Raw genomic sequence first — 23,848 nt, 5'->3', positions numbered from 1 at the left:
TCATGCGCAGGCGCTCGACGTCGGCCGAGGAGAACTTGCGGTAGCCGGACTCGGTGCGGGCCGGCGAGACGAGTCCCTGCTCCTCGAGGAAGCGCAGCTTCGACGGGGTGACGTCCGGGAACTCCGTCGTCAGCCGGGACAGGACCTGCCCGATGCTCAGCAGAGCGGCCGGACCGGACGCGAGCGCCGGGCGGTGGATCGCCCCACGGTCTACGCGTCCGGAGCGGCGACGAGGTCGGCGCGGGACGCGTAGAAGGTGAGTCGGAACTTGCCGACCTGCACCTCGGAGCCGTCGGTGAGGAGTGCGGATTCGATGCGCACGCCGTCGAAGTAGGTGCCGTTGAGCGAGCCGAGGTCGCGGACCTCGAAGCCGGTGCCTCGACGGACGAACTCCGCGTGGCGGCGCGAGACGGTGACGTCGTCGAGGAAGATGCCCGCGTCGGGGTGGCGGCCGACGGTGGTCGAATCGGTGTCGAGGAGGAAGCGCGCTCCGGTGTTGGGACCGCGGCGGACCACCAGCAGGGCGGATCCTGAGGGGAGCGCGCGCACCGCCTCGGCCTCCTCGCGGGAGGCGCGGTTGTCGAGCGCAGCGAGCTGCGCACCGATGTCGTCGGTGAACGTGAGCGTCGTGTCGGTCGAGGGCTCGACGGACTCGGACTTCAGCGGTTCGGTGGATGATGCTCCACGCACGGGCTCGGCCAAGACGTACCTCCTATCCGTTCAGCGTATCGGAATCCGGGCGGGCGCCGGACCCGGAGTTCTCGTCGCGCACCCCCCGGACGAGCCCGGCGGTCTGCACGGCGTAGACGACACCGGCCCACCAGTAGAGGAACGCGCCCCACAGCGCGAAGGCCCACGCGATCGGCAGCGAGGCCGGGGCGAGGGCCGGGAACGCCTGCCCGAGCATGATCAGCGGCAGCGCGTAGAACAGGCAGAAGGTGGCGAACTTGCCCAGGTGGTGCACGGGCAGCGGCCCGTACCCCGTGTTGGCCAGGATCACGGCGAGGACGACGAGCATCAGATCGCGGGCCACCAGCACCGCGACCAGCCACCACGGCACGAGCTCGCGGAAGGCCAGGCCGAGCACGGTCGCGAAGATGTAGAGGCGGTCGGCGGCCGGATCGAGGACCCGCCCGAGGCGCGTCATCTGGTCGAAGCGGCGCGCTATCCAGCCGTCGAGGTAGTCGGTGAGGCTCGAGACCACGAGGGTGAGCAGCGCCAGCGCGTCCTCCCCCTCGATCACGAGGACGAGGAAGACCGGCACCAGGGCGAGGCGGACCATGCTCAGGACGTTCGGCACCGTCCAGATCCGGTCCTCCCCCGTGCGCGCCATGCGCCCAGCCTACGGGCGGGCTCCCGGCGCGCGGTCAGCGCTTGTCGCGCCAGACCCGCTCGAACGGCAGGCGCCAGGCGTGCGGCGCGATCAGCTGGTGGATCGCATTGGGGCCCCAGGAGCCGGGCGCGTACAGGCGCACGGGCGGCGGGTCCTGGAGCAGGGCCGACACCTCCCACAGCCGTTCGATGCCCTCGGCGGTCGTGAAGAGGGTGTGATCCCCGCGCATCGCGTCGAGGATCAGGCGCTCGTAGGCCTCGAGGGCGTCTCCCGCGCGATCGGTCTCCTGCAGCGCGAACTGCATGCTGAGCTTGTCCAGGCGCATGCCGGGGCCCGGGCGCTTGCCGTAGAAGGACAGCGAGACCTTGGAGGCGTCGGCGAGGTCGAACGTGAGGTGGTCCGGCCCGTGGGCGCCGACTCCGGAGCCCTGCAGGGAACATGCTCTTCGGGGGCTCGCGGAACGCGATCGAGATGATGCGCTGGCCCTCGGCCATGCGCTTGCCGGTGCGGAGGTAGAACGGCACTCCCGCCCAGCGCCAGTTGTCGATCTCGCACTTGAGCGCCACGAAGGTGTCGGTCTCGGAGTCGGGCGCCACCCCCGGCTCCTCGCGGTAGCCGATGTACTGGCCGCGCACGACGTTCTCGGGGTTCAGCGGGCGCATCGAGCGGAAGACCTTGTTCTTCTCCTCGCTGATGGCCTGCGGCTCGAGCGCGGTGGGCGGCTCCATCGCCATGAACGCGAGCACCTGGAAGAGGTGGGTGACGACCATGTCCTTGTAGGCGCCGGTCGACTCGTAGAACTCGGCGCGCCGGTCCAGAGTCAGCTTCTCGGGGATGTCGATCTGGACGTGGTCGATGAAGTTGCGGTTCCAGATCGGCTCGAAGAGGCCGTTGGCGAAGCGGAACGCGAGGATGTTCTGCGCCGGCTCCTTGCCCAGGAAGTGGTCGATCCGGAAGATCTGCTCCTCGTCGAACGTCTCGTGCAGCTCGGCGTTGAGGACGACGGCGCTCTCGAGGTCGACGCCGAAGGGCTTCTCCATGATGATGCGGGAGCGCTCGACGAGGCCTGCCTCGGCGAGCATCCGGACGACGGACAGCGCGGCCTTGGGCGGCACGCTGAGGTAGTGCAGCCGGCTGACGTCCGGGCCCAGCTCCTTCTCGGCCGACGTCACGGCCTCGGCGAGAGCCGCCGGACCCGCCGACTGCGGGACGTAGCAGAGCTTCGACGCGAACTCGTCCCACTGGGCGCGGGTCAGCGAGCGGCTGCCGAACTCGTCGTAGGCCAGCTTCGCGAAGGCGCGGAACGACTCGTCGTCGTGCTCCTCGAGGGAGGTCCCGACGATCCGGACGTCCGGCGCGAGGGAGGACAGCGCGAGGTGCGCCATGCCCGGGATGAGCTTGCGCCGGGCCAGATCGCCGACCGCACCGAAGAGCACGACGACGTGGGGCGCGGCCTGCTCGGTCTGGACGGCGGGCGCTGAGGGTGCGGGTGTCGCGGTCACACCTTCGATCATTCCATTCCGAAACGGGACCGGGGCGTCATCTCCCGGATACGCACCGCCGCTAATGTCTCTCACGTGCCTCCGATCTCCGACGCGCCAGCCGCGACCGCAGCACCCGCCCCTCCTCCGCCGACGGCACCGTCGCGCCGCCCCTGGACGACCGCATCCGTGCGGACGTCCACCTGCCAGGCGAGCTCCTCGGCCAGGTGCTCCGCGAGTCCGGGGACCCGTCCCTGTACACCGACGTGGAGCGCCTGCGCGCGCTGACGATCAGCGCGTACGACAGCGGTAGACCCGAGGACCTGGCCGACGCGGAGGCGTTCGTCGCGTCGCTCTCGGCCGAGCGGGCCGAGGAGGTGGCTCGCGCCTTCACATGCTACTTCCACCTCGTGAACGTGGCGGAGGAGTTCCACCGCGTCCGCGTGCTCCGCCAGCGCGAGGCGGACGCCGGCGCGCAGTCGCCGGAGGACTCGATCACCGCGTCGATCGCCACCCTCACGGCCGAGCTCGGCGAGGAGGAGGCGTTCGACCGCCTCTCGCGCCTCGAGTTCCGCCCGGTGCTCACCGCGCACCCCACCGAGGCCCGCCGTCGCGCGGTCGCCTCGACCATCCGCCGGATCAGCGCGCTGCTCGAGCAGCGCGACGACCCGCGCACGGGCGGCGTGGTGCTGCTCGAGAACCGCCGCCGTCTGCTGGCCGACGTCGACACCCTGTGGCGCACCGCCCCGCTGCGCGAGTCGAAGCCCTCGCCGCTGGACGAGGTGCGCACGGCCATGAGCGTCTTCGACGAGTCGCTCTTCTCGGTCCTCCCCCGCGTCTACCGCCGCCTGGACGACGCGCTCCTCGGCGAGGCCTCCGGCACCCGCGCCCCGATCGCCCCGGCGTTCGTGCGGCTCGGCACCTGGATCGGCGGCGACCGCGACGGCAACCCGTTCGTGACCGCCGAGACGACCCTGGAGGCCGTCGGCATCGCCTCCGAGCACGTGCTGATGGGCCTCGAGCGGGTCGCACGCCGCGTGGGCCGTGCTCTGACCCTCGATGCCGCGACCACTCCGCCCTCGGACGCGGTCCTCGCCCTCTGGTCGGCCTGCACCGACCGCGCGCCCGAGCTCGCGGCCGACATCGCCGACCGCTCCCCCAACGAGACCCACCGCCGCGTGCTGCTCTTCGCAGCGGAGCGACTCGCCGCGACGCGCTCCGGCGGCCCTCTCGCCTACTCCGCCGCCGCCGACCTGATGAGCGACCTGCGCACCCTGCAGGAGTCGCTCGTGGCGGCCGGCGACGCCCGCTCGGCGTACGGCGACCTGCAGAACATGATCTGGCAGGTCGAGACCTTCGGCTTCCACCTCGCCGAGATCGAGGTGCGCCAGCACTCGAAGGTGCACCGCGAGACGATCGCGGCCATCGAGGCCGGAGGCGAGCTCGACGAGCGCAGCGAGGAGGTGCTCGCCGTCTTCCGCGCGATCGCCACGGTGCAGGAGCGCTTCGGCGTGGACGCCGCGCGGCGCTACATCGTCTCGTTCACGCAGTCCTCGGACGACCTGCGGACCGTGTTCGAGCTGGCCGAGGCGGCGACGGAGGGGCACCCGCCGATCATCGACGCCGTCCCGCTCTTCGAGACCTTCGCCGACCTGGACGCGTCGACGGACATCCTCGCCGAGATGATCCGGCTGCCGCAGGTGCGCAGGCGCCTCGACGAGACCGGGAACCGCCTCGAGGTCATGCTCGGCTACTCCGACTCGTCGAAGGACGTCGGACCGGTCTCGGCGACCCTCGCGCTCTACGACGCCCAGGCGCGCATCGCGCAGTGGGCAGAGGACGAGGGCATCGTGCTCACGCTGTTCCACGGCCGAGGAGGAGCGCTGGGCCGCGGCGGCGGACCCGCCAACCGCGCCGTGCTGGCCCAGCCCCGGGATCCGTCGACGGCCGCTTCAAGCTGACCGAGCAGGGAGAGGTGATTTTCGCGCGCTACGGCAACCCGGACATCGCGACGCGGCACATCGAGCAGGTGGCGGGGGCGACGCTCCTCGCCTCCTCCCCCTCGGTGGGCGACCGCAACGCCGAGGCGGCCGACCGCTTCCGCGACGTCGCGGCGACCATGGACCGCGAGTCGCGCAAGCGCTTCTTCGAGCTCGTGAAGGCGGACGGCTTCGCGCCGTGGTTCGCCCGGGTGACTCCGCAGGAGGAGGTCGGCCTGCTCGCACTGGGCTCGCGCCCCGCCCGCCGCGGTCTCTCGGTCGAGTCGCTCGAGGACCTGCGGGCGATCCCGTGGGTGTTCGCCTGGACCCAGGCGCGGGTGAACCTCACCGGCTGGTTCGGTCTCGGCAGCGCCCTCGAGGCGGTCGGCGACCTGGAGCTGCTGCGGTCGGCGTACGCGTCGTGGCCGCTGTTCACCACGATGATCGACAACGTCGAGATGTCGCTCGCCAAGACCGACGAGGGCATCGCCCGCCGCTATCTGGCCCTCGACTCCCGGGAGGACCTCGCGGGCCTCGTGCTCGACGAGATGGAGCGCACCCGTCGCTGGGTGCTCTCGATCACGGGCGAGGAGAGCCTGCTCACCGGGCACCGGGTGCTGGGCCGCGCCGTGCGCCTGCGCACGCCCTACGTCAACGCGCTGTCGCTCCTGCAGCTGCGCGCCCTCCGCGCGCTGCGCACGGACCCGGGCGGATCCGGCACCGAGCAGAATCAGCGCCTGCTGCTGCTGGCCGTCAACGGCGTCGCCGCCGGCCTGCAGAACACGGGCTGATCGAGTCCCTCGAACGACGGAACCCCCGCGACCATCCGGTCGGCGGGGGTTCCGTCGTTCGTGCTGGAGATCAGCCGATGGCGGTCGGCATCGGATCGGGCCCGATCAGATCTGGGCGCCGTCGGCGAACTGCTCGGGGCCGGCCGCCGCCTGAGCGGCCTTCGCCTCGTCGTACTGGCGGCGCACCTCGACCATGTCGAGGCCGCGGACCTGCTCGATCAGGTTGTCGAGCGCGGGAGCGGGGAGGGCGCCGGGCTGCGCCATCAGCGGGATGCCGTCGCGGTAGACGACGAGGGTCGGGATGGAGGAGATGCCGTAGCTCGCGGCGAGCTGCTGCTGATCCTCCGTGTCGACCTTCGCGAAGACGATGTCGGAGTTCTTGTCGCTCGACGCCTCGAAGACCGGGGCGAACTGGCGGCACGGGCCGCACCAGGCCGCCCAGAAGTCGATGAGGACGATGCCGTCGGAGACGGTCTCGTCGTGGGAGTCGAGGGTCATCGCAGTCGTAGCCATGCCGGATCCAACCCCCGACGGAGCGCGGCTATTCCCGGTGGCCCGCCTGGTCCTCCGCGGCGAGGCGGTCGAGCAGGGCGCGGGGCCCGACGGCGCTCGCTCCGAGCGCCTCGATGCGGGCGACGAGTCCCCGGTCGGCGGTGACGACGCGGGCGGGGGCGTGCAGACCCGCGACCAGGGCGACGATCGCGTCGTCGCCGGACCCCTCGGCCGACTCGATGCGGAGGCGGCCCGGCGCGGACGCAGCGAGGGCCGCGCCGGAACCGGCGTCCCGCGCGGCTCCCTCGAGCACGACCGCGATCAGCGGCCAGACCCGGTCGGCGTCGACGCCGAGCACGGCTCCGGGCAGTCCGTCGACGCTCAGCCGGGCGAGGCCGAGAAGGAGCCGCTCGGCCGCTCCGGCGCGGTCGCGCCACCAGCCGTCGGGCCGGGAGCCGACGACGTTCGCGGCATCGACGACGAGCACCGGCAGAGCTGCATCGAGGTCGCGGAGCCCGCTCCAGGAGGCGCCGAAGCCCGGATGCAGCGGGAGCGAGTCCACGTCGTCCGGAGCGACCCAGCGCAGCTCGGTGCTCTCGGCGTCGGTGATCACGGGCTCGAAGTGCTCGAGCGCGTGCGCGAGGACCGTCGTGTAGCTCCACGGCCCGATGGTCACGACGCTCGCGGCGTCGGGCACGACGATCGCGACCGGGACGCCCGCCTCCTCGGCCGACTCCCGCAGGGCCGCCTCGAAGGCGCTCTCCTCCGGGTGCCGTGCGCCGCCGGGCAGGCCCCAGGTGCCGCCGAAGTGGCTCCACGCGACGCGGTGCTGCAGGAGGATGCGGCCGTCGGGATCGCGCAGCAGCAGTCCGGCGGCGCCGAAGCGGCCCCAGAACCGGCGCCCGTCCCCGATCTCGACCCAGCCGTCGCCGAGCGACGCGTCGAAGGGGTGGCGCGGAAGGGCGGCGTCGCCGCCGCTGTCGTTGCCGGTCATGCCCTCCAGCCTGGCACACCGCGCCGGGCGAGCCGGACGGCGGGACGCCGCGTGACTGGCAGAATCGGACGATGCGCCGCTCGGGAGTCCTCCGCCTCGCGACCGTGCTCTGGATCGGCGTGATCGCGCTGATCACGCTGACGCCGGCCCCCTACCCGGCCGGTGAGCCGTCCGAGCTCGTGCGCTCGATCATCGCGTTCCTCGGGTCCACTCCGCTGACCGCGTGGTTCGACTACGACGTCGCCGAGTTCACCGCCAATGTGCTGATGCTCGTGCCGCTGGGCGCCCTGCTCGCCGCGCAGCTTCCGCCGCGCAGCCGTCTCCTCGCCGCGCTGACGGGGCTCGGCGTCTCGGTGCTCGTCGAGACGATCCAGCTGCTCTGGCTGCCGTCGCGCGTCGCCGACGTCCGCGATCTCGTGTCGAACGGGCTCGGCTCGCTCCTGGGCGCCCTGCTGGTGATCGTGCTCCTGCCCCGCCCCTCCCCCGCAGCACCGCCCGGAAGGACCGCACCGCCCATGCCCGCTGAGACCCTCGTCCTGCTCGATCGCCCGTCCGCCGAGGCGCCGGCCCGCGGACTCCCCTCCCCGGTCGTCGTGGACCCGAGCGGAGTGGGCGGCATCGACGTCACCGACCTCGGCTTCACCCGGGGCGACGGGGTCTTCGAGACGATCAACCTGGTCGACGGCCGGCTGCAGGCGCTCGACGCCCACCTCGACCGCTTCGCGAGCTCGGCGCGGATGCTGGAGCTGGTCGCCCCGGACCGCGAGGCGTGGCTCCTCGCGATCCGGACCGCGGTCGCCGCGCACCCACCGGTGCCGGAGGCGATGGTGAAGACGATCCTGACTCGCGGCCTCGAGGGCGCCGGTCGCCCCACGGGCGTCGTCTTCGTGCAGACGAGCCCGGACTTCACCTCGGCGAGGCGGGAGGGGTGCGCATCGTGCTGCTGGACCGCGGGCTCCGCTCCGACGTGCGCGAGACGTCGCCCTGGCTGCTCGCGGGGGCGAAGACGCTGTCGTACGCGGTGAACCGCGCGGCCGCCCGCGAGGCGGCGCGCCGCGGAGCCGACGACGCCCTGTTCGTCTCGAGCGACGGCTTCCTGCTGGAGGGTCCGACGTCGAACCTCGTGCTGCTCTCGGACGGCGTGCTGCTGACTCCGCCGCCGAGCCTCGGGCTCCTGCCCGGGACGACGCAGGCGGATCTCTTCGCACTGGCGCCGGGACTGGGGCTGGACGGCGCCCACCGCGCGCTGCGCGAGGAGGACCTGGAGGCCGCCGACGCCGCCTGGCTGGTCTCGAGCGCGCGCAACGCCGCTCCGATCCGCGCCGTCGACGGTCGGGAGCGCCGCGTTGATCCTGCCCTGTCGGCCAGGATCAACGCGGCGCTGCTCACCCGCTGACGACGCGGTCGATCCGGGGCCGAGCGCTCAGGAGAGGTCGGTGACGTCCGTCGTCGTGCGGCTGATCATGCCTCCGCGCACGCGCACGGCGGCGGGATCGAGATCGACGCCCTCGCGCTGATCAGCGGCCTCGTCGTTGATGACGGCCGAGACCAGGCCGCGCCAGTCGGTGCCCTCGGCGACGGCGTCCTCGGATCCGAGACGGCTGGAGACGAACACGGCCTCCGACTCCTCCCCCGCGTGCGAGATGACGGCCAGCGTGCCGACGGCGCGGCCGTCGGGGTGGCGGACCTGCCACTCCTCGTGTCCAGACGGGACGAGGGAGAACGTGCCTCCGGCGTGCTCGAAGGGCGTGTCGCGCAGCTCGGACGGCAGACCGCTGTGCGGGGGCGCGCCGCGGGTGGGGACGCCGGTGCCGCCCTCGGAGGAGCGGGCGCTCGTCGTGCTCATCCCCACGTCGGCCGAGGTGCCCGCCGCGGTGCTCGTCGCGGTGCCCTCCGCGACGGGAGCGTCCTCCTGGCCGGTGTAGGTGCTGCCGTTGGGGTTCGATCCGGTGTTCGGTCCGTCGGTGCTCATGAGGTTCTCCTTGTCGGGCGGTCCGGGAGGACCGCGTCGTGCTCGGGTTCGTAGACTGGTGGGATGCAGATCCCGGTCACCGGCGCCGTGCGCGTGGACGCCTGGCTGTGGGCGGTCCGCGTGTACAAGACGCGCTCGGCCGCCACGTCGGCGGCTCGCGCGGGCCACATCCGCGTGAACGGCGAGCGTGCGAAGGCGGCGCAGACCGTGAAGGTCGGCGACGAGGTCCGCGCGCGCATCGCCGGATTCGACCGGCGCCTGATCGTGCGCGGGCTGATCGTGAAGCGCGTCGGCGCGCCGATCGCCGCGGAGTGCGCGGAGGATCTCACTCCGCCGCCCCCGCCGCGCGAATCGGCGCCCGCGATCATCGAGCGCGACCGGGGCGCCGGGCGGCCGACGAAGCGCGACCGCCGCGAGATCGAGCGCCTGCGCGGCTTCTGATGGTCACGGCGCGAGGGCCCGCAGCCGCTCGAGGAGGCCGTCGGCCGCCTCGTCGAGGAAGCGCTGCTGGAGCTCGTCCCCGACCTGGACCAGGGCGATGTCGGTGAAGCCCGCCTCGATGTAGGGGACGAAGCTCTCGGCGAGCTCGTCGAGGTCGGGGCCGCAGGCGATCTGCTCGGCGACGTCCTCGGGACGGACGAACTTCGACGCTCCGGAGAAGCCCGCCGGGGTCGGGAGGTCGGCGTTCACGGACCAGCCGCCGGCGAACCAGCGGAACTGCTCGTGCGCGAGGGCGATGCCCTGCTCCTTGTCCGGCGCCCAGCAGATCGGGATCTGGCCGATGGTGCGCGAGGGCGCGGCGTCGGCTCCGCGGACCGCGGTCCACTGCGAGATCAGCTCGGCGTCGGGCTCGGTGGTGATGAGGTGGTCGCCCAGCGGGGCGAAGCGCTCGATCGACTTCTCGCCCGAGACGGCGAGGCCGATCTCGACGGGCCGGTCGGGCAGGTCCCAGATCCGCGCCGAGTCGACGCGGAAGTACTCGCCCTCCCAGGTGACCAGCTCGCCGGTGTGCAGCGCGCGGATGATGTGCACCGCCTCCTCGAGCATGTCCTGGCGGACCGAGACCGCGGGCCAGCCCTCGCCGACCACGTGCTCGTTGAGGTTCTCCCCCGAGCCCAGGCCCAGGGTGAAGCGGTCGTCGGAGAGGATCGCGAGGGTCGCCGCCTTCTGCGCGACGACCGCGGGGTGGTAGCGGATCGTCGGGGCGGTGACGTAGGTCGTGAGGTCGATGGTCGAGGTGGCCTGCGCGACCGCGCCGAGCATCGTCCAGGCGTAGGAGGCGTGGCCCTGCTCGGTCAGCCACGGCGAGTAGTGGTCGCTCGAGACCGCGAACTCGAAGCCGTGCCGCTCGGCGTCGACCGCGTAGCCGACCAGCTGCTTGGGTCCGCTCTGCTCCGTCATCAGGGTGTATCCGAATCGCACCATGGTCGCTCCTCGTTCCGCTCGTGGGGCGTGCCCGCGGGCACCGTCCCATCGTGCGCGGCGACCCCGGCGCGTGCTAACCCCTTGCACGGGTCGGCGGAGGCGGCTAGCGCCGCGTCAGACGAAGCGGACGCGGTTCTGCACGCGGGTGCGGACCTCGAACGACTCGCCGTAGCCGCCGAGCCGATCGTCGGTTCCCGAGCGCAGCAACTGCGGCAGGAGCGAGCGCCGGATCACCACGGCGCCCTGGTGGCGGCCGCGCTCGACCTGCTCGTAGGGCTGCTCGAGCCCGTCGTCCGGCACCACCACGACGCTCGCGGAGAAGCGGACTCCGAGCTCGCGGCCGAGGCGGCGCGCCGCCTTGGACAGCGACGCGATCGGCTTCTCGTCCTCCCGGATGCCCGGGCCCTCGAGCTCGCCCTTGCGCAAGCGGACGGGATCGCCCCAGTCCGCCGAGGTGAGGGCGAGAAGGCCCGACGGTCCGAGCACGACGTGGTCGACCTTGAGCCCGCCGTCGCCGACGGCGACGTCGTTCCAGACCGTGTACGCGATGCCGAGGGAGGCGACGAGGGACGCGGTCGCCTCCTCGGCCTGCGCCTTGGCCAGCCAGCTGCGCACCTCGCGCGGGGCCGAGCGGACGATCGCGGGATCGAACGGATCGTCGACGTCGACACCGCGGCCGAGCCACTCGCGCACGAGGCGCAGGTAGTACTCGCGCGCCGCTCCGCCCGGGTGGCCGTAGGAGCGGGCCCGGACGGCCGAGGCCGTCTGCGGGCGAGGCGAGCCGGTGTAGGGCGACTGCGGCGACTGCGCCCCGGAGCCGGAGCTCCGCGGTCGTAGTCGCTCCGCGCGGAGGCGCTGCCGATCCGCTCCCAGGCGAGCTGGACGGCGTGGAACGAGGCGGCGTCCCCGCCCGTGTCCGGGTGGGTCTCGCGGAGCAGGCGGCGGTACGCCTTCCTCAGCTCGTCGTCGGACGCGGTCGCGGGGACGCCGAGGACCTCGTAGGGCGTGCGGGCGGCGTGGCTGTCGGGCATGGTCTTCCGGAGGGGTCGGGGGCGGTGCGGGCACCGGGTCCTCGAGCATATCGGCGGGGGCCGGGTGCCCGATGGGAGCCCGCACCGCACCCGCTCGGAACGCGCCGCGAGCGGCTGCTCAGCCCTCGGCGAGCATCTCGCGCACCATCGGGATCACGCGGGTGCCGTAGAGCTCGAGGTTGTGCATGATCGCGGCGTGCGGGAGGGTGCCCGCGCTGTACTTGAGGTCGAAGCGGTCGATGCCCAGGGCGCCGATCGTGTTCGCGATCTTGCGGGCCACGGTCTCGGGCGATCCCACGTGCAGGGCGCCGTCGGGGCCCGCTTCCTCCGCGAAGCGCTCGGGGGTGAGCGGGGACCAGCCGCGCTCGCGGCCGATGGCGTCGGCCATGCCCTTGTAGTGCGGGAAGTAGAGCTCGCGCGCCTCCTCGTCGGTGTCGGCGACGAAGCCCGGCGAGTGCACGGCGACCGGGAGCCGGGGCTGCTCGAGCTGGTCGAGCGCACGGCCGAACAGATCGACGTAGGGGCGGAACCGCGCGGGCGATCCGCCGATGATCGCGAGCACGAGCGGGAAGCCGAAGCGCGCCGCGCGCACCACCGACTCCGGGCTGCCGCCCACGCCGATCCAGGTGCGCAGGCGCCGTCCGCTCTCGACGGACGGATAGACGCTCTGCTGGGTGAGCGCGGCGCGGGTGCGACCCTCCCAGGTGACCGGACCGCCCTCGACGAGCGCGTGGAACAGCTCCAGCTTCTCCTCGAAGAGGAGTTCGTACTGGGAGAGGTCGAGACCGAAGAGCGGGAAGGACTCGGTGAAGGAGCCGCGGCCGAGGATGACCTCGGCGCGGCCGCCGGAGAGGCCGTCGAGCGTCGCGAAGCGCTGGTAGACCCGCACGGGGTCGTCGGAGGAGAGGACCGTGACCGCGGAGCCGAGGTGGATGCGCTCGGTCCGCCCCGCGATCGCGGCGAGGACCACGTCGGGCGCGCTGACCGCGAAGTCGGCGCGGTGGTGCTCGCCGATGCCGAAGAAGTCGATGCCGACGGCGTCCGCGTGGACGCCCTCCTCGACGACGTCGCGCAGCACCTGGCCGTGCGGGAGCAGGGCGCCGTCGGCGCCGCGGGTGACGTCGCCGAACGTGTCGACCCCGAACTTCACTTCATGCGTACTCATGGACTTCTGCAACCTCCCGGCGACGAGGACTATTCCTCGACGGCGCCGTTCAGGACGATATCGGCCTCCTCGACCTCCGGCGGCACGACCCCGGCGGCGAGGGCCGGCTCGCGGTACGCGCGGCCGAGCGTGGCCGTGGTGTCGTGCGCGTTCGAACCGCTCGGGTTGGGGAGCACCCAGAGCGGGACTCCCGCGATGCCCTCCTCCTGACGGCCCTGCTTCGCGGTGCGGCGGCCGAACGCGGCGCGGTAGGCGGTGATCCCGACCATCGCCACGACCGACGGGCGGACGCGCTCGACCGTGGCGACCAGTCGGTCCGCTCCGGCGCGGAGCTCGGCCGCCGTCAGCTCGTCGGCTCGCGCGGTGGCGCGGGAGGCCGAGATTCGTGATGCCGACGCCGCGCTCGATCAGGAGGCGGCGGTCGTCCTCGCTCATCCCCTCCGACACGCGCATCGGCCGCTCGAGGATCCCTGCCGCGAGCAGCGCCGGGTAGAAGCGGTTGCCGGGATGGGCGAAGTGCGCGCCCGTCGCCGCCGTCCAGAGCCCGGGGTTGATGCCGACGAACAGGAGCCGGACGCGGGGCCCCAGCAGGTCCTCGACGGTGCGGTCGCGGAACAGAGGCGAGCTCGGCGCGGGTGAACGGCATGACTCCATCCTGCCGCGCGGCGGCGTCCGCAAGTGCTCGCCGAGCCCTGCGCGGGGTGGAAGCATGGAGGCATGACGAACGCATCCCAGGACCACCCGATCCAGCACGGCAGCGACGACGCGGTCCAGGACGAGAAGGTGCAGGGGATCCTGCTCCAGGTCGCCGGAGACCTCCAGCTGCGGCCCGACGAGGACCCGGAGGCACTGCTGCGCCAGCGGCTGCGCGACACGCGCATCGAGATCCCGGAGGAGAGCATCGCCGGGCTCGCGAAGCGGATCCCCGGGCTGGACCAGCGCAGCGACGGCGAGATGAACCCCGGAGCGCACTGACCGCTCGCCGGCCGCGCTACTCCGGGACCGCCGGGCCCTTGCGGTGGTGGTCGAACACGATGCTCGTACGGGTCGACGCCACCGCCGGGTGCGCCGACAGGTTCGACACCACGAAGTCGCGCACATCGTTCGAGTCGCGGACCGCGACGTGGATGATGAAGTCCTCGGAGCCGCCGAGGAAGAAGAGCTGGACGACCTCGGGCAGCGCCCGGAATCTCATCGGCGAACCGCGTGATCGCCTGGCGCTGACCGACGCGGATGCTGACGCTGATCAGGGCCTGCAGTGCGAGTCCGAGCGCGGCCGGGTCGAGCTCGGCGGTGAAGCCCGTGATGATGCCGCGGTCCAGGAGCGAGCGCACCCGCGAGACGCACGTGGACGCCGCGATGCCGGCCTGCTCGGCGAGGCGGCTGTTGGGCGTCCGGGCATCCGCGCGCAGCAGCCGGACCAGCGTGCGATCGACCGGGTCGAGATCGCCGAGGTCGTGCAGATCCTTCGGTCTCATCCGCCCCACCTGTTCTCGCACCGCTGATCCTGCGGATCTGGCGGCGATCATCGACGATCCTGCGGAACGTCATCTGTTCGGAACACGATCTTCGCACGATAGGACCGACGTCGGCGCAGGATCGGCGTCCACCGCCCAGTGCCGGGCGCCGCACCTCGGGCGCCCGCGAGTCGAGGAGCCGTCATGCGCATCGGGATCCCCAGCGAGATCAAGAACAACGAGAGCCGCGTCGCCGCGACGCCCGCCGGCGTCCACGAGCTCGTCCGGCGCGGGCACGACGTGCTCGTGCAGTCCGGCGCGGGCCTGGGCTCGCACCTCCGCGACGAGGACTTCACCGCCGCCGGAGCCCGGCTCGCCGCGGACGCCGACGAGGTCTGGGGCGAGGCGGACCTGATCCTGAAGGTCAAGGAGCCGATCGCGGCGGAGTACCCGCGGATGCGCTCGGGGCAGGTGCTCTTCACCTACCTGCACCTGGCGGCGTCGCGCGACTGCACCGACGCGCTGCTCGCCTCCGGCACCACCGCGATCGCCTACGAGACGGTGCAGCTCCCCGATCGCCGGCTGCCGCTGCTCTCGCCGATGAGCGAGGTCGCGGGGCGCCTCTCGATCACCGTCGGGGCGTACCACCTGATGAGCCCGACCGGAGGGCGCGGCACGCTCCTGGGCGGAGTGCCCGGCACACCCAAGGCGAAGGTCGTGGTGATCGGCGGAGGAGTCGCCGGAGAGCACGCCGCGGCCAACGCCCTCGGGATGGGCGCGGACGTCACCGTCGTCGACCTGTCGCTCCCCCGCCTGCGCGAGCTCGAGAACCGGTTCGGCGGCGCGGTGCAGACCCGGGCGTCGTCGACCTACGAGATCGCCGCCCAGGTCGCCGAGGCCGATCTGGTCGTCGGCTCCGTCCTGATCCCGGGGGCACGCGCTCGGAAGCTCGTGACGGACGAGATGGTCGCCACCATGAAGGCGGGCTCCGTGCTGGTCGACATCGCGATCGACCAGGGCGGCTGCTTCGAGGGCTCGCGGCCGACCACGCACGACGATCCCGTCTTCGCGGTGCACGACAGCGTCTACTACTGCGTGGCGAACATGCCCGGTGCAGTTCCCGAGACCTCGACGCGCGCCCTCACGAACGCGACGCTCCCCTACGTCGTGGCTCTGGCCGACCGCGGATGGGAGGGGGCGCTGTCGGCCGACCCGTCCCTGGCGAAGGGCCTCAGCATCCACGAGGGGCACGTGGTGAACGCGGCGGTCGCGGAGTCGTTCGGGCTGCCCGTCACCCGCGTGGACGAGCTGCTGGGCGGAAGCCACGACGGCTGAGCGCCCACACCGCCGCTCCTGCCGCGAGCACGGCGGCGGAGAGGCCGACGACGTGGAGGACGAGGGACGGCGCGCCGTTCGCGGGAAGCAGGAAGCCGTAGGGGACCCAGCCGTCCGTGCGTCCGCGGATCAGGACGACGACGAGCCACACGAGCGGGTGGACCAGGACGACGGGCAGGGCGGACCAGCGCAGCCGGCGGCGGTCGGCGACCAGCGCCCAGTCGAGGACCGCGAGCAGCGGGAGCACGACGTGCAGGAGCACGCTGACCCAGGTCGGGGCGGATCCGGTGCCCGGGACGAGGGTGTTGTAGATCGCGCCGACCACGATCAACGACGCCGTCGCGATGCCCCGGACGAGATCGAACGCCGCCGACGGGCGCTGCCCGGCGATCGCGATCGCGCCGGACGCGAGGAGCACGACGGCGAAGAGGGCGCTCGTCTGATTCGTGAAGTAGCCGAAGTAGTCGAGCGGGGCGCCGTCACCGGCGGCGAGGCGGAGGCCGTACGCGTAGCCGAGGACCCCGAGGACGACGAGTGCCAGGGAGATGCGCAGCACGGCCACGGCGGCCGGGGTCGGCGCACCGGCGCGCCGGTCGCTCATGCAGCGCTCGGGGGGTCGTCGTCCCCGACCTCGCCCCGCCGGCTCAGCCACCCCGGTCCCTCGCTGCGAGGCGCCGCCGATCATCGCTCGGCGTGCCGTCGGCTCCCGGCGCGGCCGGCGCCGCGGACCGGTGGATCAGGAGCCGGACCTGCTGCACGACTCCCATCACCACTCCGGCGCCGAACAGCGGCAGACCGAGCAGGAGCACGAACCACAGCGGGGCGTGGCGGCGCGAACCGCCGATGTCTGCCTGGAGGTCCCAGCCGGCGTCGGCCGCCAGGACCACGATCGCGAGCACGAAGACGGCGCTGACGAGCGACAGCGCCCAGGGGTGCTCCTGGAGGTAGGCCTGCGTGCGGTGCGAGCGCGTCCCCCTGGCCATGACCCGATCCTACCGGACGGACGGGAGCGCCGGGCCGCCGGCCCCGCCCACGACGAGCGGGCGCGCACCGCGTCAGGTGCCCGACTCGGCCCCCGCTGAGCGGTAGTCGACCGCCCAGGCCGCCCCGAGCGCGAACAGGGTGGAGACCCCGTGGTGCTCCATGGCGGCGGCGACCCGACGACGGCCGGTGCGCGGATTGATGCCGAGCCGGTAGGACGCGGTCTCGAGGGTGATGCCCGTGCGCATCAGGCGCAGGAGCGGGGTCCAGTGCTCCTCGACGGCGTCCACCGGGACGGCCTGCCGCCAGAGCTCCTCGAAGTACGAGCCGACCAGCCCGGCGAGGGCGGGATGCCGCAGGCCCAGCACGCTCGTCGGCCGGGTCTCGCCCCACTCGAACGGCACCGCCAGGTACTCGCCGTCGACCCAGAACCAGCTGGGCGGGGTCTCGAGCAGCCGGTACTCCACGCCCGCCTGCTGGTACGCCTCGATCCGGGCGAGCACGCGCGGGTCGCGGATCCCCTCGGACGGGATGATGACCCGCACGCGGTCCTTAGCGGCCAGTGCGCGTCCGAAGCGCAGCGCCCGCTCGGTCGGCGGATCGAGGAAGCGCTCGACATCCGGCAGGACCGCGATGAGGGTTCCGGAGTCGCGGCGGACGAGATCGAACCAGAGGTCCTCGGAGGCGTGCGGTCCGTGGCGCAGGAGGGTGGGCACGAGGTCGCCGGACACCTCGCCGACCGACCAGGCTCCGAGCAGGCCCTGCAGCTCGGCCACGATGCCCTCGATGCCGTCGGTCGACTCCCGGGTGGCGCGGCGGGCCGCCGCCGTGTGCTGCGCGATCCGCAGGCCGGCCCACTCGGCCGGCGGGACGTAGGAGAGCAGCTCGCCCTCGCCCGCCAGCAGCCCTCGGCCGCGGAGCCGCTCGGCCCCGCCGCCACCTCGGACGGATCGAGGTGGGTGAGCTCGGCCGCCTCGGCCAGAGTGCCCGGACGACCGCGGTGCAGTGCTGCGAGCAGATTCTCGTCGTCCATCGGTCTCCAGTGCTCGGCGGGCCCTGGGACGACAGTGCCCTGATGCGGACAGGGGTGCAAGCGGAACTCGCTCCGCGGCCGACCCGGAGAGGACAGAAGAGGGCTACAGGGACGATCGTCGTCTGACTCCTCTCCACCCACCGCGAGTACGCCGAGCGCGGGTGCGCGAGGTGCGGGATCGCGAGGTGCGGGATCCCGAGGTCGATCGGGGGACTCCCTCAGCGGCCTCACGCTCCTCGGACTCGTCAGGCGCGAGGGATCGGAGCCAGTCGTTCGTCCGATCGAGGGCGAGGCGCTGATCCAGTGGCGCCTGAGGCCCGTGGACATCGGGGGCCGTCTTGACGAGAACGTCGCGGACGACTCGCTCGATGGCGTCCTCGAGCATGGAGAGGCGCCGAGGCGTGACGTCTTCCCTGGACCGGATGCCTGCGAGGAGGAGCAGCCGGACGAGACGTGTGCGCAGAGCGAGATCGCGCCGAGAAGGCGACGGCGAAGCGAGATCGATCGGGCCGCGCGCGCTGTCGGCTCTGTCGATCAGGTCGGCGAACGACTTCCTCTCCTTGCCGATCCTCTCGCGCTCCTTCCGGACCCTCTCGGAGGACGCGATGAGGGCGACCTCCTGCTCCGACTCCGGCGGCAGGCCCTCCCACGGTTCGCGGCCCTCGATCAGACCGAGGCGACGACTGAGTTCGTCGATGACCGGATCAGAACGCCACCTCCACCCGTAGTGGCGTGACACGACCAGGACGTCCCGCCACTCGAGGACGGGTTCACGGGCGGGTGAGCGGCCCGCGGGAATATCGAGCTCCGGGTCGTGCGGGATCCATGCGCGGATCGCCGACTGCTCGCAGGCGGTCCGGAAGAGCTCGATCGCTCTCGGAGAGATCGAGCCGCCTCGCGACAGCATGCACGCCGCGCTGTACGCGATCGGCGGATCGGAGTGCGCCATGGCGCGACGGAGCCAGCGATCCCGCCACCGGGTGCCGAGCAGTAGGTCTGCGACGGCCGTGTCCCAGACTCGAGCGACGAGGTGGGCCCCCGCCGTGCGCGGTCGGACGGGCGTCCTGCCGGAGCAGACGACGGACGCGGAGGCGACGACGAGTGTCCCCGAGTAGATCACCCGCCGACCGCTCGGGGTCATCACGATCGTTCCGGCGGGGACCGTCGAGAGGCGCGTACCCGGCTCCACCCGGATCTGGGTCCCCTCGGGCAGGGAGAGTCGCGGTCCGACGGCGCCTCGGGGGATAAAGCCGAGCACGCCCGACTCACAGGTCACCGCGGTCGCCGACACGAGGCTCACCCTCGGTCGGGAAGCGGGGTCGCAGGTGCACCACCTCCTCTGCGGCTCAGGTGCCCCACCCGCCTTCGCGAGGCAGACGCACTCCCAGAGGGTCGCTCCGGGAGCGAGTACCACCGATGTTCCAGCCGCCATCGAGAAGGCGTGGGTGGCGGCGGGAGTCCGCCGTCTCGGCCGGGTCCTGCTCCGCGAGGGTCACCGCTGCACTGACTGCGAGCTCCGCACGGATCCCCTCCCGCAGCGCACGGCTCGCGCGTCGGCGGAACGGCCACCTCAGGAAGGCGCCTCGGAGGAAGACGAGCGAGTGCAGTCGTTTGAGAGCCGTCTCGTAGCGCTCGGGCGATTCCCCTCCGTTTCTGGCGAGAGCGAGATAGGTCGCGAGTACACGACAGCGCAGATCGACGACCGCGCGCCCGGAGCCGTGGAAATCGAATCGGCGCTGCTCGTCGAACTCCCACAACCAGTCCCGGTACGCGTGGATGGCGGCACGGTCGCCCGCCAGACGGAATCGGGTCCGCTGCAGTGCCACTTCGACGGCGAGATTCCCTGGATCGCGCTCCCTGGCCAGCGTCAGCAGCCGAAGGGCCGACTCGCGGTCGTATCGGAAACGTGTCGTGGCGATGGAGTGCAACGCCAGGGCGTGCGCGTCCGACGCCCCGGCGAGTGACCCGAAGCCGGGATGCGCTCGAGCTGCGGCGATGACGAAGGAGGCCGCCGCGAGAAGGATCCTGTCGCGCTCCCGTTCCTCCCCGGTCCGAGCCAGCGGAAGCTCCCACTCGCTGTCGTCCATCGACTCGTCGAGGATCACCCGCCCGTTGCGGCGCACCGTCAGATGCACGTCGTCGCTGACGACTGTCACGGTGACGACCCACGGCGTCAGGGCCGAGAACCACAGGATCGCGGCCTTCGCCGCCCCGACGAGCCTCGCCGGCACGGCGAGCTTTCCGGCGATCGGCACTCCTGTGACGGGAAGATCCTCGATCGCTCGACGCACGAGTGCTTCGACGCTGTCGCCGGGAGCCGGGAGCTCGATCGATCCGGCATCACTTCTGCAGAGCGTCCTGACTCCCGCCGCGAAACGCTTCGCGACCTCCGACTGGCTCTTCGACAGGTCAGGGGCGGAGGGCCGCTCGCGGAGACGGAGCAGCCCCTCGCGGACCTGCCGCAGTCGCGGCGGTGGTCGACTGCCCGCCCTCCTGGCCGCTTCCGGCCCCTGTCGCCGGCACGTCCTCGGCCGCCGACCCGATCTGAGCCTCCGGCGCCTGCGACCCGGTCGCGGCATCGGAGGCCGGCCCGATCACGACAGCGACTCGCAGTCGCGAGGCGGCGACCCTCGAGAGGGCGAGGCTCCCCCACAGCGCGAGCAGTACGGGGAGGAGTACCAGTCGCACCGCAGGCACGGGGTCGTCCCCCGGCTGCTCGAGACGAGAGCCCGAGCACCGTCCGCACCGAGGGCGCCGACGATGAGCACGAAGCCGATCGCGGCGAGAAGGAGCGCTGCGACGCCCGCCGCGAGGAGGACGGCGTTCCTGCGGAACCCGATCCGTCCCCACGGATTCATCGGCAGGTAGACGAGCAGACGGGCGACGAACAGGCAGACGAGGAGGAAGACGACTGCGCCGACGATCGGAGCGAGGACCGGTGTCAACCAGGCGTCGACCGCCGCCGTCCATCCCGCTGAGAACGCCTCCCAGTCGTTGCGCGGCTGAGCCGCGGTGCTCGGAGCGGAGCTCGGTGTCGCCGAAGCGGTGGCACTCGGTGCGACCTCCGGCTGATCGGAAGCGATCCCCGTCGAGCCCGTGCCCTGCCGTGCGTTCTCCTCCTGTTGCGCGGCGGGGGCCGATTCGGACGGCTCGGGGAGGGGCGTCGGCACGCAGACCCGGCCGTCCGGCCCCGTCGGTGCAGCGAGCGTCGTCGCGGGGGCAGTGGCGCACGGCGTCGGAAGGTAGAGCGCGCCGGTTCCCCGTTCGGGGGAAGGCGAGAGGAGCTCCAGACAAGGGCACACAGCAGAAGCGGAGCGAGCAGGGCGACGGCCGCGATCGGTCGGCTGTAACCACGAGAGGAGCGCGACATCGGGCCTTCTTCCCACGAGACCAGAGTGTCCTCCTCGGCGCTGTTGCAGACAAGGACCACGACCACCCGGATCCGCGCTGCTCGGCCTCGACCGGCTCGATCAGCTCAGACCGAGCCGCTCGACGATCTCCGCGATCTCCTCCTCCGGAGCCCTGCCGACGTCGACCGCGATGTGACGCTCGTCGTCGCCGAGGGGCTCGAGCAGGCCGAACTGCGAGTCCAGGAGCGCCGCCGGCATGAAGTGGTCGAGCCGCGAGGCCAGACGGTCGGCGACGACCTCCTTCGACCCGGCGAGGTGCACGAACACCAGGTCGTCGCGGCGGAGGATGTCGCGGTAGCTGCGGCGCAGAGCCGAGCAGGTGACGACGACAGGGCGGCCGTTGCCGATCCGCTCGTCGACCTCTCGGGCGATCTCGGCGAGCCACGGCCCCGGTCGACGTCGGTCAGAGGCGTTCCTGCCGCCATCTTCTCGACGTTGGAGCGCGGATGCAGGTCGTCGCCCTCGAGGAAGCTCCAGTGCAGGAAACCGGCGAGCAGGGCGGCGACGGTGGACTTCCCACTGCCGGACACCCCCATGACGACGATCGCGCGGACAGGCGCGGTGAGCGGCTGCGACATCAGAGACCTCCTACGAACAGACCGATCACGAGCACCCCGGCGAGCCCGGTCACCGAGACCAGGCACTCCATCACGGTCCAGGTCTTCAGTGTCTGGCCGATGCTGAGTCCCAGGTACTCCTTGACGAGCCAGAAGCCCGCGTCGTTGACATGGGACAGGAACACCGATCCGGCGCCGATCGCGAGCACCATGAGGGCGACCATCGGTCCGTCCATCGTCTCGGTCAGAGGCTGGAGGATCCCTGCGGCGGTCACGGTGGCGACCGTCGCCGAGCCGGTGGCGATGCGGATGACGACCGCGACGAGCCAGGCGAGCAGGAGCGCGGACGCTCCGCTCCCCTCGGCGAGCTGAGCGACGACGCTGCCGATGCCGGTGTCGACCAGGACCTGCTTGAATCCGCCGCCGGCGCCGACGATCAGCAGGATCCCGGCGATGGGCGGGAGGGAGCTGGAGAGCGAGTCCTGCAGCTCGGAGCGGTTCATCCGGCCGCCGCGCCCGAGCAGCACCAGACCGGCCAGCAGCGCGATGGCGAGGGCGATGGTCGGAGTGCCGAGGAAGTCGAGCAGGGACTTCCACGCGTCGTCGGATCCCGGAGCGGCGATGTCGGCGACGGCCTTGCCGAGCATGAGCACGACGGGCAGCAGGATGCTCGCGACCGCGGCGACGAAGCCGGGGCGGTGCTCGCGGGCGTCGCCGGCTCCCTCGCCGAACAGCGGCGGCGTCTCGACGGGCGCCCACTTCGCCGCGAGGCGGCCGAAGAGCGGGCCGGCGACGACGACGGTCGGGATCGCGACCAGGACGCCGAACGCGAGGGTGACTCCGAGGTTCGCTCCGAGGGCGTCGATGGCGACGAGCGGGCCCAGGTGCGGAGGCACGAGGCCGTGCATGACGGAGAGGCCGGCGAGCGTCGGGATCGCCACCTTCATCAGGGGCAGGCCGCTTCGGCGGGCGACCAGGATGACGACGGGGATGAGCAGCACGAGGCCGACCTCGAAGAACATCGGCAGGCCGATCAGCGCGCCGACGAAGCCCATCATCCAGGGCGAGTGCCCGAGTGCTGGAGCGGGCGATCAGGGTGTCGACGATGCGGTCGGCGCCGCCGGAATCGGCGAGGAGCTTGCCGTACATGGCTCCGAGGCCGATGAGGATGCCGACGCCGCCCATGGTGTTGCCGAAGCCGAGCGCGAAGCTCGCCACGGCGTCGGCGGGGGCCATCGCCGCGACGAGACCGGTGGTGAGTGCGCCGATCAGCAGCGAGACGAAGGGGTGCAGCTTGAGCCAGGTGATCAGCACGACGATCACGGCGATGCCGAGGATCGCGGCGAGGATCAGTTGCCCCTGCGGAGCGGTGGTGCTGACCTCCTCGCCCGCGGCGCGGAGGAGGAGGGAAGAGTCGGTGTCATGAGCGTCCTTGGTCGATCCGACGGCGGCCGGACGGCTCCTGAGGAGCGTTATGTCCGACATAACCGGTGTGCTCGAAGATTATGTCCGATGATTGGCGCGGCGTCGAGCGGACTTGGGAGGATGTCCCCATGACCGCGACGCCGCCCTCCCTGCACCACTCGGTGCTCGACGAGCTCGGCTCGCAGATCGTGCGCGGGGAGCTGGAGCCGGGAACGGCGTTCAGCGCCGACGAGCGGGCGGAGCGCCGGGGCGTGTCCCGGTCGGTGATGCGCGAGGCCGTCCGTGTGCTGGAGTCCCTCGGACTGGTCACCTCGCGGCGCCGCTCCGGCACCGGGTGGAGCCCCAGGAGTCGTGGAACGCACTGGATCCCCGCGTGATCGGCTGGAGTCTGGACGGACCGGACCGCCAGCGGCAGCTGCATCAGCTCAGCCAGCTCCGCCTGGGCGTCGAGCCGCTGGCCGCGCGGCTCGCGGCGGTGAACGTGACCCCCGCGCAGCGGGAGGCGCTGGTGGACTCGGTCCGGACGATGTCGGCGAACGCCGGTTCGGCGGACGAGAGCGCCTACCTCGCCGCCGACACGGCCTTCCACCGGACCCTCCTGGCCGCGTCCGGCAATCGGATGCTCGCGCAGCTCGCCGACCTGGTGGCCGAGGTGCTCGCCGGACGCACCCGGAACGCGCTCATGCCGCGCGAGGCGGACAGCGAGGCCGTGCGATTGCACCGCGCGGTCGCATCGGCTGTCGCCGAGGGGGACGGGGAGTCCGCCGAGACCGCGATGCGGGCGATCGTGGAGGAGGCGGATCGGGCGGTGCAGTCGTCCTGAGCAGCTGTGCTCGCCGGCGGCTCGGGCCTCGAACCGACGGGGCGCGCCGGAAGAAGGCGAGCATCTCAACGGGATGCCGGCGGTCCGGGCGCTCAGGAGCGGCGCGGCAGCGCCCGGGAGTTGCTCGGAATGCCGGAGGACGCTCTCTCCGCTGCACCCGGCGG

The 23,848-nt window shown here is 72.4% G+C and carries 25 protein-coding genes and 6 pseudogenes; 8 read left to right on the top strand and 23 right to left on the bottom strand.

Going from position 1 to position 23,848, the window contains the following annotated elements:
• Position 1: 1 nt before the first annotated feature.
• From AC0CII_RS03545 to zwf, 4 genes and pseudogenes are all read right to left on the bottom strand, one after another.
• Positions 2–97: pseudogene (locus AC0CII_RS03545) on the bottom strand (MerR family transcriptional regulator); the annotation flags it as partial.
• A 113-nt stretch (positions 98–210) separates the two neighbouring features.
• Positions 211–663, bottom strand: coding sequence for an FHA domain-containing protein (locus AC0CII_RS03540; protein ID WP_242683311.1), 453 nt, complete (start codon positions 661–663; stop codon positions 211–213).
• A 49-nt stretch (positions 664–712) separates the two neighbouring features.
• Positions 713–1,333 carry a CDP-alcohol phosphatidyltransferase family protein gene (locus tag AC0CII_RS03535; RefSeq protein ID WP_465228695.1) on the bottom strand — a complete coding sequence of 207 codons (621 nt, stop codon included), beginning with the start codon at positions 1,331–1,333 and terminating at the stop codon, positions 713–715.
• A gap of 34 nt (positions 1,334–1,367) precedes the next feature.
• Positions 1,368–2,718: pseudogene (zwf, locus tag AC0CII_RS03530) on the bottom strand (glucose-6-phosphate dehydrogenase).
• Positions 2,719–2,987: 269 nt separating this feature from the next.
• Between zwf and AC0CII_RS03525 the strand changes: the two are divergent.
• A pseudogene (locus AC0CII_RS03525) lies at positions 2,988–5,584 on the top strand (phosphoenolpyruvate carboxylase).
• Positions 5,585–5,689: 105 nt separating this feature from the next.
• Here the strand turns inward: AC0CII_RS03525 and trxA are convergent.
• On the bottom strand, positions 5,690–6,082 hold the full coding sequence (gene trxA, locus AC0CII_RS03520) for a thioredoxin (RefSeq protein ID WP_465228694.1): 393 nt from the start codon (positions 6,080–6,082) through the stop codon (positions 5,690–5,692).
• 43 nt (positions 6,083–6,125) lie between these two features.
• Positions 6,126–7,070 carry an NUDIX domain-containing protein gene (locus AC0CII_RS03515; protein ID WP_465225980.1) on the bottom strand — a complete coding sequence of 315 codons (945 nt, stop codon included), beginning with the start codon at positions 7,068–7,070 and terminating at the stop codon, positions 6,126–6,128.
• A gap of 71 nt (positions 7,071–7,141) precedes the next feature.
• On the opposite strand from AC0CII_RS03515, the gene AC0CII_RS03510 reads away from it, so the two are divergent.
• Positions 7,142–8,095, top strand: coding sequence for a VanZ family protein (locus AC0CII_RS03510; protein WP_465228693.1), 954 nt, complete (start codon positions 7,142–7,144; stop codon positions 8,093–8,095).
• Positions 7,999–8,466: an aminotransferase class IV gene (locus AC0CII_RS03505; protein ID WP_465228692.1), complete on the top strand. Its 468-nt coding sequence runs from the start codon at positions 7,999–8,001 to the stop codon at positions 8,464–8,466. The genes AC0CII_RS03510 and AC0CII_RS03505 overlap by 97 nt, the downstream gene beginning before the upstream one ends.
• A 27-nt stretch (positions 8,467–8,493) precedes the next feature.
• Here AC0CII_RS03505 and AC0CII_RS03500 read toward each other — a convergent pair whose 3' ends face one another.
• A complete protein-coding gene (locus tag AC0CII_RS03500; protein ID WP_465225983.1) occupies positions 8,494–9,042 on the bottom strand; it encodes a hypothetical protein in 549 nt (182 codons plus the stop codon).
• Between the two features lie 63 nt (positions 9,043–9,105).
• On the opposite strand from AC0CII_RS03500, the gene AC0CII_RS03495 reads away from it, so the two are divergent.
• Positions 9,106–9,483 carry an RNA-binding S4 domain-containing protein gene (locus AC0CII_RS03495; RefSeq protein WP_055794888.1) on the top strand — a complete coding sequence of 126 codons (378 nt, stop codon included), beginning with the start codon at positions 9,106–9,108 and terminating at the stop codon, positions 9,481–9,483.
• A gap of 3 nt (positions 9,484–9,486) precedes the next feature.
• Here the strand turns inward: AC0CII_RS03495 and AC0CII_RS03490 are convergent, their stop codons facing one another.
• From AC0CII_RS03490 to AC0CII_RS03465, 6 genes and pseudogenes are all read right to left on the bottom strand, one after another.
• Positions 9,487–10,467: a TIGR03557 family F420-dependent LLM class oxidoreductase gene (locus AC0CII_RS03490; RefSeq protein ID WP_207406345.1), complete on the bottom strand. Its 981-nt coding sequence runs from the start codon at positions 10,465–10,467 to the stop codon at positions 9,487–9,489.
• A gap of 114 nt (positions 10,468–10,581) precedes the next feature.
• On the bottom strand, positions 10,582–10,704 hold the full coding sequence (locus AC0CII_RS03485) for a hypothetical protein (RefSeq protein WP_465228691.1): 123 nt from the start codon (positions 10,702–10,704) through the stop codon (positions 10,582–10,584).
• On the bottom strand, positions 10,698–11,498 hold the full coding sequence (locus AC0CII_RS03480) for a J domain-containing protein (RefSeq protein ID WP_465228690.1): 801 nt from the start codon (positions 11,496–11,498) through the stop codon (positions 10,698–10,700). Before AC0CII_RS03480 ends, AC0CII_RS03485 begins: the two co-directional genes overlap by 7 nt.
• Before the next feature lie 118 nt (positions 11,499–11,616).
• A complete protein-coding gene (locus AC0CII_RS03475; RefSeq protein ID WP_207406347.1) occupies positions 11,617–12,663 on the bottom strand; it encodes an LLM class flavin-dependent oxidoreductase in 1,047 nt (348 codons plus the stop codon).
• A gap of 29 nt (positions 12,664–12,692) precedes the next feature.
• The gene (locus tag AC0CII_RS03470) at positions 12,693–12,974 is read right to left on the bottom strand and encodes a uracil-DNA glycosylase family protein (protein ID WP_465229029.1); all 282 of its coding nucleotides are present in this window, start codon (positions 12,972–12,974) and stop codon (positions 12,693–12,695) included.
• Between the two features lie 115 nt (positions 12,975–13,089).
• Positions 13,090–13,317: pseudogene (locus AC0CII_RS03465) on the bottom strand (uracil-DNA glycosylase family protein); the annotation flags it as partial.
• 63 nt (positions 13,318–13,380) lie between these two features.
• On the opposite strand from AC0CII_RS03465, the gene AC0CII_RS03460 reads away from it, so the two are divergent.
• The gene (locus AC0CII_RS03460; protein ID WP_465225986.1) at positions 13,381–13,638 is read left to right on the top strand and encodes a hypothetical protein; all 258 of its coding nucleotides are present in this window, start codon (positions 13,381–13,383) and stop codon (positions 13,636–13,638) included.
• Positions 13,639–13,654: 16 nt separating this feature from the next.
• Here AC0CII_RS03460 and AC0CII_RS03455 read toward each other — a convergent pair.
• Positions 13,655–14,141, bottom strand: a pseudogene (locus AC0CII_RS03455) (Lrp/AsnC family transcriptional regulator).
• A 183-nt stretch (positions 14,142–14,324) separates the two neighbouring features.
• Between AC0CII_RS03455 and ald the strand changes: the two are divergent.
• The gene (gene ald / locus AC0CII_RS03450) at positions 14,325–15,455 is read left to right on the top strand and encodes an alanine dehydrogenase (protein ID WP_465228689.1); all 1,131 of its coding nucleotides are present in this window, start codon (positions 14,325–14,327) and stop codon (positions 15,453–15,455) included.
• Here the strand turns inward: ald and AC0CII_RS03445 are convergent.
• The 9 genes and pseudogenes from AC0CII_RS03445 to AC0CII_RS03405 all read right to left on the bottom strand — a co-directional run.
• Positions 15,412–16,056 carry a Pr6Pr family membrane protein gene (locus tag AC0CII_RS03445; protein ID WP_465225988.1) on the bottom strand — a complete coding sequence of 215 codons (645 nt, stop codon included), beginning with the start codon at positions 16,054–16,056 and terminating at the stop codon, positions 15,412–15,414. The genes ald and AC0CII_RS03445 overlap by 44 nt on opposite strands.
• Before the next feature lie 43 nt (positions 16,057–16,099).
• Complete coding sequence (locus AC0CII_RS03440) at positions 16,100–16,438, bottom strand: hypothetical protein (RefSeq protein WP_465228688.1); 339 nt, start codon at positions 16,436–16,438, stop codon at positions 16,100–16,102.
• 72 nt (positions 16,439–16,510) lie between these two features.
• The gene (locus tag AC0CII_RS03435) at positions 16,511–17,212 is read right to left on the bottom strand and encodes a hypothetical protein (RefSeq protein ID WP_465228687.1); all 702 of its coding nucleotides are present in this window, start codon (positions 17,210–17,212) and stop codon (positions 16,511–16,513) included.
• 360 nt (positions 17,213–17,572) lie between these two features.
• Positions 17,573–18,745, bottom strand: a complete 1,173-nt coding sequence (locus AC0CII_RS03430) for a hypothetical protein (protein ID WP_465228686.1) — start codon at positions 18,743–18,745, stop codon at positions 17,573–17,575.
• A 70-nt stretch (positions 18,746–18,815) separates the two neighbouring features.
• The gene (locus AC0CII_RS03425) at positions 18,816–19,724 is read right to left on the bottom strand and encodes a hypothetical protein (protein ID WP_465228685.1); all 909 of its coding nucleotides are present in this window, start codon (positions 19,722–19,724) and stop codon (positions 18,816–18,818) included.
• Between the two features lie 339 nt (positions 19,725–20,063).
• Entirely contained in the window at positions 20,064–20,414 is a 351-nt protein-coding gene (locus AC0CII_RS03420) for a hypothetical protein (RefSeq protein ID WP_465228684.1), read from the bottom strand.
• A gap of 525 nt (positions 20,415–20,939) precedes the next feature.
• Complete coding sequence (locus AC0CII_RS03415; protein ID WP_465228683.1) at positions 20,940–21,146, bottom strand: hypothetical protein; 207 nt, start codon at positions 21,144–21,146, stop codon at positions 20,940–20,942.
• A 310-nt stretch (positions 21,147–21,456) separates the two neighbouring features.
• Positions 21,457–22,458 carry a GntT/GntP/DsdX family permease gene (locus AC0CII_RS03410; protein ID WP_465228682.1) on the bottom strand — a complete coding sequence of 334 codons (1,002 nt, stop codon included), beginning with the start codon at positions 22,456–22,458 and terminating at the stop codon, positions 21,457–21,459.
• 118 nt (positions 22,459–22,576) lie between these two features.
• Positions 22,577–22,921 (bottom strand): annotated as a pseudogene (locus AC0CII_RS03405) (GntT/GntP/DsdX family permease); the annotation flags it as partial.
• A 68-nt stretch (positions 22,922–22,989) separates the two neighbouring features.
• On the opposite strand from AC0CII_RS03405, the gene AC0CII_RS03400 reads away from it, so the two are divergent.
• A complete protein-coding gene (locus AC0CII_RS03400) occupies positions 22,990–23,238 on the top strand; it encodes a FadR/GntR family transcriptional regulator (RefSeq protein WP_465228681.1) in 249 nt (82 codons plus the stop codon).
• Positions 23,235–23,684, top strand: a complete 450-nt coding sequence (locus AC0CII_RS03395; RefSeq protein WP_465228680.1) for a FadR/GntR family transcriptional regulator — start codon at positions 23,235–23,237, stop codon at positions 23,682–23,684. The genes AC0CII_RS03400 and AC0CII_RS03395 overlap by 4 nt, the downstream gene beginning before the upstream one ends.
• The last annotated feature ends 164 nt before the right edge of the window (positions 23,685–23,848 follow it).

This window comes from Rathayibacter sp. AC182, from assembly GCF_979253875.1.
This window is presented reverse-complemented; position numbering and strand designations above follow the sequence as displayed.

Excerpts from the sequence above, each read along its gene's own strand:
- AC0CII_RS03535 (WP_465228695.1), bottom strand. The coding sequence starts at position 1,333 with ATGGCGCGCACGGGGGAGGACCGGATCTGGACGGTGCCGAACGTCCTG.
- trxA (WP_465228694.1), bottom strand. The coding sequence starts at position 6,082 with ATGACCCTCGACTCCCACGACGAGACCGTCTCCGACGGCATCGTCCTC.
- AC0CII_RS03515 (WP_465225980.1), bottom strand. The coding sequence starts at position 7,070 with ATGACCGGCAACGACAGCGGCGGCGACGCCGCCCTTCCGCGCCACCCC.
- AC0CII_RS03510 (WP_465228693.1), top strand. The coding sequence starts at position 7,142 with ATGCGCCGCTCGGGAGTCCTCCGCCTCGCGACCGTGCTCTGGATCGGC.
- AC0CII_RS03500 (WP_465225983.1), bottom strand. The coding sequence starts at position 9,042 with ATGAGCACCGACGGACCGAACACCGGATCGAACCCCAACGGCAGCACC.
- AC0CII_RS03495 (WP_055794888.1), top strand. The coding sequence starts at position 9,106 with ATGCAGATCCCGGTCACCGGCGCCGTGCGCGTGGACGCCTGGCTGTGG.
- AC0CII_RS03490 (WP_207406345.1), bottom strand. The coding sequence starts at position 10,467 with ATGGTGCGATTCGGATACACCCTGATGACGGAGCAGAGCGGACCCAAG.
- AC0CII_RS03480 (WP_465228690.1), bottom strand. The coding sequence starts at position 11,498 with ATGCCCGACAGCCACGCCGCCCGCACGCCCTACGAGGTCCTCGGCGTC.
- AC0CII_RS03475 (WP_207406347.1), bottom strand. The coding sequence starts at position 12,663 with ATGAGTACGCATGAAGTGAAGTTCGGGGTCGACACGTTCGGCGACGTC.
- AC0CII_RS03460 (WP_465225986.1), top strand. The coding sequence starts at position 13,381 with ATGACGAACGCATCCCAGGACCACCCGATCCAGCACGGCAGCGACGAC.
- ald (WP_465228689.1), top strand. The coding sequence starts at position 14,325 with ATGCGCATCGGGATCCCCAGCGAGATCAAGAACAACGAGAGCCGCGTC.
- AC0CII_RS03445 (WP_465225988.1), bottom strand. The coding sequence starts at position 16,056 with ATGAGCGACCGGCGCGCCGGTGCGCCGACCCCGGCCGCCGTGGCCGTG.
- AC0CII_RS03440 (WP_465228688.1), bottom strand. The coding sequence starts at position 16,438 with ATGGCCAGGGGGACGCGCTCGCACCGCACGCAGGCCTACCTCCAGGAG.
- AC0CII_RS03410 (WP_465228682.1), bottom strand. The coding sequence starts at position 22,458 with ATGTTCTTCGAGGTCGGCCTCGTGCTGCTCATCCCCGTCGTCATCCTG.
- AC0CII_RS03400 (WP_465228681.1), top strand. The coding sequence starts at position 22,990 with ATGACCGCGACGCCGCCCTCCCTGCACCACTCGGTGCTCGACGAGCTC.